Source organism: Mucilaginibacter sp. PAMC 26640 (assembly GCA_001596135.1).
Lineage (GTDB): Bacteria > Bacteroidota > Bacteroidia > Sphingobacteriales > Sphingobacteriaceae > Mucilaginibacter.
Genome location: CP014773.1, coordinates 1,483,309 through 1,494,566, shown reverse-complemented (window position 1 = coordinate 1,494,566; position 11,258 = coordinate 1,483,309). Strand labels below are relative to the sequence as shown.

General features: G+C 44.9%; 5 protein-coding genes. All 5 read right to left on the bottom strand.

What is annotated here, in order from left to right:
• Positions 1 to 154 precede the first annotated feature (154 nt).
• The 5 genes from A0256_06415 to A0256_06395 all read right to left on the bottom strand — a co-directional run bounded on the left by A0256_06415 (position 155) and on the right by A0256_06395 (position 11,257).
• The gene (locus A0256_06415) at positions 155 to 2,830 is read right to left on the bottom strand and encodes a heme-binding protein (GenBank protein AMR31081.1); all 2,676 of its coding nucleotides are present in this window, start codon (positions 2,828 to 2,830) and stop codon (positions 155 to 157) included.
• Between the two features lie 268 nt (positions 2,831 to 3,098).
• Complete coding sequence (locus A0256_06410; protein AMR31080.1) at positions 3,099 to 4,727, bottom strand: hypothetical protein; 1,629 nt, start codon at positions 4,725 to 4,727, stop codon at positions 3,099 to 3,101.
• Positions 4,724 to 6,073: a haloperoxidase gene (locus tag A0256_06405; protein AMR31079.1), complete on the bottom strand. Its 1,350-nt coding sequence runs from the start codon at positions 6,071 to 6,073 to the stop codon at positions 4,724 to 4,726. Before A0256_06405 ends, A0256_06410 begins: the two co-directional genes overlap by 4 nt.
• Complete coding sequence (locus A0256_06400; GenBank protein ID AMR31078.1) at positions 6,073 to 9,414, bottom strand: RNA-binding protein; 3,342 nt, start codon at positions 9,412 to 9,414, stop codon at positions 6,073 to 6,075. The genes A0256_06405 and A0256_06400 overlap by 1 nt, the downstream gene beginning before the upstream one ends.
• 145 nt (positions 9,415 to 9,559) lie before the next feature.
• Entirely contained in the window at positions 9,560 to 11,257 is a 1,698-nt protein-coding gene (locus A0256_06395; protein AMR31077.1) for a hypothetical protein, read from the bottom strand.
• Position 11,258 lies beyond the last annotated feature (1 nt).

Below are 11,258 nucleotides of genomic sequence, written 5' to 3'. Positions count from 1 at the left end.
CTAAGGTGCAGCATGTATTATTTTCATAATGGAATATAAGTTTTTGATAATACTATGTATAAATAAAGTGGAAAGCAAGCGAACGTTATTATAACAAACCAAAAAAAACCTGCTCCGGGCATGAGGTGCCACGGAACAGGTATGAATAGTTTTCCTAGTTTTTTTGTTGAGACAGGAAGGTAACCAGCGATGCAAATTCGTCATAAGATAACGCACTCGCCATTCCGGTTGGCATCATGGAAGTTTTTAATTCCTTCCGGGAAACGATGTCGGACGTTTTAATCGTAAATACATCTCCTGATATATTACGCATCACCATTTTCTGGGCAGATTCTTCGGTTACGAAGCCCATATACGTTTTATTTCCCTTTGCGGTAATCATCACGGTAGCAAACCCCTGCGAAATAGAAGCGCTTGGCTTCAGGATAGATTCTGCAATTTGCTGGCGCGTCATGATAGACCCGATTTGCCCCATGAATGGACCTTTTAGTTTTTCGCCACGTTTAATACTATGGCAGGCGATACAACCCTGCTGCGTAAATAGTGCCTTACCTTTAAACGGATCACCTTTAATTTTAGCAAGAGCAAGCATAATATCCTCAATAGATGATTTTCCGATCTGCCCTTTTTTGCTCCTTATCTTCTCCAGGTCGATTTTTGCCTCCTTTACTACCGCTACTTTTTCTTCCCCGCCAAATGAAGTGATTTCCATGCGATTCCGGGCATTGAGTTCGCCAAAGAACACTTTTTTAGCAGGAGTAGCCTTGGTTTGTATTCCCTTTAAAAAAGCGCTGATCTTTGCAGATGAGCCCCAGGTGATCGCTTTGTAATATGGGCCATGAGAATCCGGACGCGTGCTCCACCACCATGAACCATCATACGGGGCTTCCTCTTTGTATAAACGGGCCAGGGTTACCAGGATCTGCTTCTTCGTTCTTTCGTTTTTTATTAACGGATAGGCTTTGATGAGACCGTTAACCGCCTCCGGGCTGTGCATATAGCGCAATGCCCAAAGGGCTAATGTTGAATTTTGAGTTCCAATCGCTGCTACGCAGGTGTTAACTGCATTTAAGCTTACCAGGGCACGTACTGCCAGGTGAGCAGGAATAATACCTGAATTTGGCGTAGCATGCGGGCCTTCGGTACCTTTTGCAGGGGCAGCAAACGATGCAGGCACCGGGGTCTCCAACAATGATGAAGCCGCTTCCGCCCTGCCCAATCTGCCTAAACCAATTATTGCTGCTGCTTGTACGCGTGGAGACGGATCCTTTAAATTCTTAACAAATAACGCTGTCGGCACACCCGCCAGGTTTTCCTTTCTATCGGTCAGTTCCCGCAGGGCATATTCCTTCAGGTCTTTATCATCCGCCAGTTGCACCAATGCCGGCACCCCGCTTGCTCCTGCAATTTGGGCATAAGTAAACAGACCAGCTAAACGCGCATACAATGGTATACTAGTATTTGATGCTACCGTCAGCGCTGCTGTTCCAGCCTCGCCTGCAGAACGGGAAAGTAATTCCTGCGAAGCATAAAGGCGCGTTACCGCACTTTCAGACTTAAGCAGATCGGCAAGGCCCTTAACTGAAGCAGCTTTCAGATCAGGGAAGGCTTTGTAAGTCCAGCCATTAGGAACTGCCCTCACCACATACCCTTTCGCCGGGTCGCCGGAGTAACCCGCACCATCCCAGGCAGACATATACAACCTGCCGGAGCCATCCACATCTAAATCTGTAATTTGCGGTAGTTGTATAAATTCTTCCTGCTGTTGCTTAAAACTTGCACCATCCGGCGTTAAACGGTGAATGTATAGTTCGTTTCTTCCCCAATCGGCCATCATGGGTACATGGTTGTATTTTGCCGGCCAGGTTGGCTCATCCATAAACAAAGCCCCTGTACCCGATCCGCCACCCAGATCGGCAAGCGCGGGCAGGATCTCATCCGTAAAGTTTTGAAATAATAGCGGGTAACCATATTCGCCCGATTGCAGGTGATGCGAGAAACGAATGTTCCAGCCACCGCCATCATTTGTATTATCGCGGGTGTAAACATTCATGTAGGAGTCTATCGCTACATCGTAAATATTCCGCGTTCCATGCGAAAAGATTTCCATGCCTGTGCCATCCGGCCTAACGCGAACAATTCCGCCGCCCAGCATGGTTAGCTTTTTACCCGAACGATCTATAGCGTCATGGAATCCAAAATCGCCCACTGCAATATAGATCCAGCCATCAATTCCCAGCCTGATACCATTGGTTGCGTGGTCGGTACCGCGCTCCGCCAGCATGTTCGGGTTGCTTAAATGTTCTATAATAGGTTTAGCAGGGCCGTCGGCAATACCATCGTGATCCTTATCTTCAAATACAACTAGGTCCATCCCTGTTGCCTTTTGTGTTTCTGGAGAGAAAATAGTATGCAGCACATAAACCTTATCGCCCAGTACGAAAATACCTCTGGGGTTATCCACCCGGGCAAATTCAGTATGCTGATCAATTTTGCCGTCGTTATCGGTATCCACCAGTCTCAGGATACTACCCTTGCCGGGTGCTTTACCCAACGATCCCATCATATCTACCCCAACAAACACTTCACCTGTGGGTGCAGTTGCCAGGCAGGCCGGGCTTGGCGTAAGTTCCGGACCAGCAAAGGTGGTTACCGTCAAACCGTCCGGCCATTGCAGGAGCTTTTGTTGTGGCGCATTGGCAGCCTGATTTGTATGGACTACATCTTTTTTAATCGACAAGCTTTGCCTGTCATTTTGGGCGCCACTAAAATATTTAACGGCACCCAGGCAAATGATGACGAAAAAAAATGTAAAGGAAAACTTCAGCATAATTGGTTTTGGTATATTAATTCAAAAGAAGCACAATATAAAGTTTATGTAATTTATTGTACCGGTTCGGATTGTAACTATTATATAACAACAGTTTTTCCGATCAGATAAATTTGTTGGCAGCATCTAAAAAACACCTCCGCCCCACAATATTTATTACATAAAATCAAAATTCCATTAATGGCAACAAACCAGCGGGGGACAAAACGTGATTTTTAGGGGGTAAAAACGGTAAAAACCAAAACATGTCCATTGGTACCCGTACCATTTATTGATGATTACCACTTTTGTTTTGTAGCAAATAAAAAAGGGGCTCGGTGATATTATAAGCAAAAGGCCCAATATCAAAAAAAGCGTTGCCGATAAGCAGGTCTGTTTTCCCGTCCCCGTTTAAATCACCATCGGCCATTGTTACCGCACGCTCAAATTTCGTGTCGCGTGGCACGGAGAAAGGTTTAAAATGAAATCCACCGTTGCCTTTTAGATATACAAACCCCTCCTCAGGCTGATGCGCATCGGTGTAAAGGCTAACTGTTGCAATATCTATATAGCCATCACCGTCAAAATCCCTCGCCAGTGCTTTATAACATCCATTGATGGGGTAAAAGTATTTTTGCACATACTGACCGTGCCCATCATTGATGAAAAGATATACACCATGGTACGGCTTCAATACAAGTGTGGCGTTTCCGTTATCTCCGCAGGTGTAAACAATATCTTTCAGGCCATCCTGATTAACGTCAACCATTTCAAAAAATGATGACCCGTAGATTGCAGGAAAGCGCAGTACGGGAATTTCTGAAAAGTGACCATTCCCCAGGTTTTTTAAGTGTGAAACACGCTCTTGTCCCTGGGTAAACAACACCCATATGTCGGGCAGTTTGCTACCCTGCGGGTAATCGATATATGCTTTTTCCGCACCTGGCAAATTACTAATGATGTGTTTTACGTAAGCGCCATTGCCTTTATTTTCCATCCACGATAGTGCACCTTTTAAGTTACCGAATTCGCAAATCAAGTAATCTGCCAGGCTATCGCCGTTTAAATCTGCTGCCATGATCTGAACAGGGCGTGCCAGATTACTAAAAACAGGCTGCTGCCCCAGGCTCATTTTTCCATCCTTATTGATCGTTAGCTCTGCTATAGTTCCGGCCTTATCATCATTGGCACCCAGTTCAGTGCCAATCATGCAAACCAATATCCGTTCTTTTTCAAAAGAAATATCTACCACCGGGCCTGCCGTGCGGATAGAATCTATTACACTTAAGCTTCTATCTAGCAAAAAAAGCTTGTGCGCCTGCCCATCGGCCACAAATAATCTTGCAGGCTTTACACTGGTATCTATTTTTACATAAGTTGCCAGGACCTGTTTACCCGAAAATTCTTTACCCGGAGATTTAATAGAAAAAAAAGGCATTGATCGTTCAATTTGATCTGGTCTTGCCTGCGCTGGTAAAAATATAGGGGATCGGCCCATGTAATAGGCCAAAATATTTTGCCATTGTTTATGGGTAATCAGGGGCTTTGCAGGCACTACCAAATCAACACTTTTGATAGATTCCTCATAGGATTCCCCATAGTGCTGTTTGATGCCCAGCCTGATACCCATTTGCGGCAGAATATTCTTCCACTTATTCTTGTTAAGCGAAAGCGGATCGGGCAGTAAATGGCACGACTGGCAATATTGCCTGGCTAGCATAGCCCCTTCGGCCAGTTCCTGTTCGGTTGCCGGTTGCTGATATGCGTCACCTACTATTGTATTCGCGTCAGTTGCATCATTCTTCAGCAGAAAATAGGCAGTCGCGGCAACTAGCATCAACAATACCGTAACCACCAATATTATTTTGGATACCGGCTTGCTGCTGGATGCATTTATACCCTGACTTTTTGCCTTCATATTTTTGATGCCGGTTGTCTGGTAGGTTTTGGTTGCCCATTAATGGTACTTAAAACCCAATGACCAACTTTTTCCCCCTGTATCACCCCGTTATCTATAGCATCCATAAAATGGATGCCTCCCCAAAACCTGGAGATAGCGGCCTCTTTAGCTGCCTGGCTAAAAGAAGTGAAATGTCTTGGTGGGACACCGTATTTTACTTCGATGCCATCTGTGTACGAGAAATGGTCGCCAAAATAATGTGTTAACACCACCGCTGAAGAGGTGGAGACAACGGAATGACCGCTGATGTATTCCGGAAAAGGCGGTGTTTGAAGTAGCGGCTTCCAACTTGGATCAATATACCTGCGGATGGCTGTTTCCGGGCGGATACGGTTGGTCTTATATTTATCGTCCCAGCAGCAAATGAAGCTATCCATCAAACTAATGGCTACCATCGTGTGGATCTCCATGGTTTTGGCAAAGTCTTTTTTACTTAAGCTGCATGCCAGGCCGGTAATACCCATCCAGTGTGCGCCCGGGGAAATTTTTTTGAGGCCAAACAGCATGTGACCGTCATTTTGAACGGCAAAGGGATTACAGTCCCAAAAGTTAGCAACATTACGCTCTTCTGTACTGAGCGCCTTACCACTTTTTGCATAACTCATTTGCAGGTAATTGTAAAATACAGAGCGCTTATCTGTTGAAAAAGGGATAGGTGGTTCGGGCAAAAACTGGGAAGCGGAATCCAGTGTCATGGGCCGGATGGTATTGAAGTAGGGCTCCACAGGGACCATATACGATGGCGGGGTAGCTTTCCAGTCGCCCTCTCCGCTTGATTCCTGGTAGCGGGTGTAGTTGCTTATCCGGTTATATTTGTCGGCCTTGGCATAGGCTAGTATTTTCTTACTAATGATATTTGCATAATGCTCAGAGCTATCGATCACGCTGGAACTAAAACCTGTTTTACGACAAGAATCAAGCAGCGTTTCCTCATATTTCACCAACAACGAACCCGACGGCTGTAGTTTTTGGGCGGTTTTCAGCATGGCTAAAACAGCGCTCAACCGGTAGTCGTAACCTGATACAGTTTTGGGTTTAGTTATGTGCGGATAACTATTTAAGCGTCCGTATAGCTGCGGGGTCTTATTGTCATTCTCTGCAACCACCTCATAACCAGCCAGGCAGGCATAGGCAAAAAAACGTGCGGCAAGCGGAGGGTTGGTTACATCATGCACCATTGTTTCGGTCATCTGATCAACCACCTTACCAATGTCTTTGGCAGTAAGTTGTGGTGATATAATACGATCTTTGCACCCGTTGATACCAATAGCGCTTAAAATTAAAAAGACAATAAGCTTTTTCATCATTTTGATTTATAGGCTTTTAGGGCTTGCTGATTGATCCCGAATAATAAAAGCCCGTTTATGTCAACCACACTACGTACATCTCCGGCGATCTTAAATCCAGACTGTTGTTGAGGGATGTAAGTGTAATGTCCCTTGCCATTACTTTTTAATAAAGTGCCATAATTAGCATCGTACTTGCCAAACCGCAACCGTTCCTGAGTGATGTTACCGCAAAGCAGGAGGTCAGGAATGCCATCGTGGTCAAAATCCAGGGAATTGATCGTAAACACCGGTGAAAACTGGGCCTCTACAGGTAACACTACCTCTTGCAATTTACCTTTAGTATCACTTATAAAACAAGCCGTTGCCAGGTAATTGGTGGTTAATTTAGGTGCATCCTTAATTTCCTCAGGCGTAAAAAGCTTATCAATGGTGATATCCGCGTAGCTTTTATAATCAGGGAACCGGCCGCGCATCATACTCATCTGATCAAGCAGCTCATCCCTGGTAATGTAGGGATAGCTTTTGTGCTGGATATAAAAACACAGGATAGGATCAACCGATCCGTTATCATCAAAATCTTTATAGTAAAGTTCAGCCGGTTCTGCATCCGATACTCTGCACTGCGTATTGAGGCCAAGGTTACCGGCTATCAGGTCCGGATGACCGTCGCTGTTAATGTCTGCTACTTTTAAGCAGTTCCACCAGCCCGCATATTTTTTGTCGAAGTAATTGGCTGTTTCATCCACCAGCTTACCACTTTTATTAATAAATACAGTGATGGGCATCCATTCGCCAACCAATACGAGGTCGGGCTTATTATCGTGGTTCATATCTACCAGGGCAGCATCTGTTACCATGCCAATATTTTTGATTGCCGGATTGTAACTCGACGTTTCGTTTTTAAACCCGCCTTTGCCATCATTGATCAGGAGATAACTCTCCGGCGCCTCCGGATAGCGGCCAGGTATAACTCTTCCGCCTACAAACAGGTCGGGATGCCCGTCGCCGTTGATATCCGCCACTTTTACGCAACTCTTACTGCTCAGCATTGCTGGTAAAGCGTTTTTTGCCCTGGTAAAATTACCCACACCGTCGTTTAGGTACAGCCTGTCCTGCAGCAGCGGGTCATTAGGGTTTAAATTGCCATACCCCCCGGATGCTACGTACAAGTCTGTTTTTCCGTCTCCGTTTGCATCAAAAAATACAGCCGCTGCGTCCGTAAAAGCATTATCGGCAGCAAAAGCAGCTACATTTTTTTGAAGGAAAGATGCGTTTTTTTGTTGCAGATACAACACGGCCCCTTTACCGTTGGCTCCGCCAATATACAGGTCTTCCAATCCATCACCGTTTACATCGCCTTTGGCCATGCATGGCCCGGCGAAAGATAAGGGATTGGTCAATAATGGCTGCCGTTTAAAATCGTTTTGGTGAGTCGCTTTTTGTGTAAAATTTACCGGTGGCTTTACTTCTTTAAATACCGGTTGCTTACTTTTCGGAAGCACTATTTTTGCTAACGCATCTGTTTCCTTTAGCACCAGGCTTTTCCCGGCGGTGATGTTTTTCAGCAGCTGGCTATTTCCGGTCTGCCAGATGATCAATAGTGAGTCGATACTTTTTTCGCTTCCTAAACCAAAGTGAAGCACGGGCGACACATTGGACTGAAAACCTCTTGTCGGCATTTGTTCCAGCCGTTGGGTTTGCTTGCCGGCATAAAGCATTATCCTGGCACCAATGCCCTGGGTATTTCCAGGCTTGCCCTTTAGCTCTACCTCCAGAAACCGATTCTTACTTAAGGTGTTCGCTTTGTTTTCGTAAATAAAGGCTGGTTTGTTGATATTATTGACCACGAGATCAAGGTCGCCGTCATTATCCAGATCTGCGTAGGCGGCACCGTTACTGTTTGATGGCTGGGTAATGCCCCACGCGATACTGGTATTACTGAAGGTTAAATTACCACTGTTATGGAAAAAGTAACTCTGCACATCAGATGAAGGCATTTCTTTTACAATGTTCAAAAGGTCCTGCCGCATTACGCTCCTGTCGCGCAGATTATCCCCCATATATTTTAAAAAATCCATGTTGGTATAATCGCGGGTGTAGCCGTTACTCACAAACAAATCTTTCCACCCGTCGTTATCAAAATCTGCAAATAAAGGCGCCCAGCTCCAGTCGGTATTGGAGATGCCTGCCAGCTGGCCAACTTCGCTGAAAGTTCCGTTACCGTTATTCACATGCAGCATATTGCGCATGTACTGGTAATAAAAACCTACACGCAGGTTAAGGTTAAACGAATCGTAATTATCGGCACCGAACAAAAGCTTTTGCCTGCGGTTATCTTCGGGCAGCATATCCAGCGTGTAGATATCTGCGTTAAGGTCATTGTTGATATCGGCAATGTCATTCCCCATTGAGTAAAAAGAGGTATGGCCAATGCTGGTTTGCAACTCGTCTGCAAACTTGCCATTGCCTTTGTTGATATAAAGCCTGTCGGGCACGTTATAATCATTGGATACGTAGATATCCGGCCAGCCATCGTTATTCACATCGGCAATACCGGCACCCAGTCCGTAAGATAACGAAGTGTTGATAATACCCGACTGTGCAGTAACATCCGCAAAATGATTGTTGTCATTTTTAAACATCCTGATACCTGCCTGCTCATCCGGCTGTTTCATTAAAGTACTTACCGAAATATCATCCAGGCTACTGATGCGCTGTGGGTTGTGGTTTACCAGCAAAAGGTCCAGATCACCATCCCGGTCATAATCAAAGAAATAGGCCTGTGTACTAAAGGATGGAAAATCAAGGCCGAATTTAGCAGCCTGATCTTCAAATTGCGGCAGGCCTTTGGCATCGTTGCCTAAATTGATAAAAAGCTGATTCTTTCTTTTAGCAGGTCCAATTTTTCCGGAGTAGCATACGTAGATGTCTATTTTGCCGTCGCCATTTACATCAGCCATGGTCACCCCTGTTTTCCAGGGTCCCGGCCTGCCGGTTACTCCTGCTGAAGTGGTAACATCTTCAAATTGCATACTGCCCTTATTCAGGTATAATTTATTATCGGTCATGTTACCGGTAAAATAAATATCCTGTTTGCCGTCGCCGTTTACATCGCCAATTGCAACTCCCCCGCCGTTATAAAAATACTCGTACATCAGCACGTTGGTATTGAGCCCCTCGGTTAAAGTATTCGCAAAATCAATATGTGTCTTTTCTGAAGGCAGTAAAGTAAACAAGGTATTTTCCTTTGCGGTCTCACCGGTTGGGTTATTGCGTTTACAGCCGAAGAAAGCCAGGGCAATCAAAAAAAGAAAAACAATCTGCTTCAGCGGTGTAGCACTTCCCAAAAATTGCATTGAATTTATTTTAGGTTTAATCAGTGTTTAAATCTATAAATTTTGTTCGATAACCGATCTTATTGTAGCCAGGTATTCTATAAAACTAAAAACACACCCGGAACGAATCCCAAAGTGTGTTTTTACTTAATCAATTAATCAACAATTAATAGCCTGCGTTTTGTACCAGCTTTTTGTTTTTATCCATAACCGATTGCGGAATAGGCATCCAGTTTTGACGGTCGAAAAAGATATTGGTGAAGATTTTTACCGGAGTGTAGGTTAACGCACCTCCTACAGATTCTATCTTCATACCGTATTCAGGTGATGTTAGTACACCATTCGTTCCGGTAGTTATCAGCCACCTGCGGATATCAAACCATCGCTTGTCTTCAAACGCCAGTTCTATACGTCTTTCGCGGTGGATATATCCGCGCATTTGGTCTTTGGAAAGCCCAACGGGTAAACCCGGCAAATTGGAACGCGTGCGCACTTTATTAACCGCTTCATAAACCGTATTGTCCGGGCCTACTGCTTCGTTTTGCGCCTCAGCATAGCTCAACAAGATCTCCGCATAACGGAAAATGATATAGTTAGCGAAACTTGGTGCCAGGTTTATACTGGTTTGCCCTGTGATGGATTCATCCAGTGTTTTACGAGCATTGTAACCCGTATTGGTGATATCGCTTGATGAACCTAAATCAATTTGGTTGCTACCGCCAATTCTCGATTTAAACACATCTCCCTGCCAGGCTGCACCATCAAACAAGATAGATTGGTAAAAGCGTGGTTCGCGTTTTTCATAGGGTTTCTGCGGATTGTATCCAGAGGCAGGGTCTGTAATTGGCAAACCATTATCCATTGAATAATCATCAACCAAACCCTGTGTTGGCGCCAGGTTTCCCCATGATTGTTGCACACCGTTTACATAAACCGGGCCTAAATAACCCTCGCGGTGACTGCCTTTCGCAGGACCGGTAGCGTAGCCACGGGCAAATATAGTTTCAGAGTTCCAGTTATTGGCGCTCAAAAACTGATCAGCATAGGATGTTGCACTAGCATTAAACAGGCTGTATGTACCAAGATCCATTACTTGCTTATTGGTTGCAGCAGCTTTTGACCATTTAGCAGCGTCGTTACCGGTGTTAACTAATGGGCTGGCAGCAAATAGTTCTACCCAACCTTTCAATGCCAAAGCAGCCCCTTTTGAGGCGCGACCGCTTTCAGTCGCCTTATTAGGCAAAACTGCAGCAGCGGCATCACAATCAGCTTCAATGAATGCTACTGTTTCATCAATTGAAGCACGCGCTGTAAAAATATCGCTTCCATCTGCGTTGTTCAATGGAGTTTTAATAATAGGCACACCACCGTACGAAGTAAACAGCAACGAGTAAAAGTAGGCGCGCATGTAAGTTACTTCTGCAACACGCTGGGTATACCAGCTGTCTGTGAAATTGGCTTTTTTTGCTGCAGCCTGTTCCAAAAACACGTTACATTTTCTGATTTTGCCGAAAGTGCCTTCCCAGTCCCACATACCCCCCGGACCGGTAGGTACGTTACTCGGCCCTATTGAGCCTGCCCTAACTGTGGCTTGACCGGTTTCCCAGGCAGCACCGCAAAAACTGTTGTCAGCATATTGCTCCGTTAACTGGTAATCGTTGTTAACGTCTGGTAATTGATTGTAAATATCATTTACAAAAAGGTCGGCATTGCTTTGTGAACTGAAGGTAGTCGCGTCAGTTAAAAACCCTTTTGGCGTTACCGTTAATCCATTGTCTTTTTTACACGCTCCTACGCTTACTACCAGTAATGCCAATAAAAAGTGCGTTATGTATTTATTATATTTCATGTTCATCGCTTTCATA

Coding starts and splice junctions, on each gene's coding strand:
- A0256_06415 (AMR31081.1), bottom strand. CDS start 2,830: ATGCTGAAGTTTTCCTTTACATTTTTTTTCGTCATCATTTGCCTGGGT.
- A0256_06410 (AMR31080.1), bottom strand. CDS start 4,727: ATGAAGGCAAAAAGTCAGGGTATAAATGCATCCAGCAGCAAGCCGGTA.
- A0256_06405 (AMR31079.1), bottom strand. CDS start 6,073: ATGAAAAAGCTTATTGTCTTTTTAATTTTAAGCGCTATTGGTATCAAC.
- A0256_06400 (AMR31078.1), bottom strand. CDS start 9,414: ATGCAATTTTTGGGAAGTGCTACACCGCTGAAGCAGATTGTTTTTCTT.
- A0256_06395 (AMR31077.1), bottom strand. CDS start 11,257: ATGAAAGCGATGAACATGAAATATAATAAATACATAACGCACTTTTTA.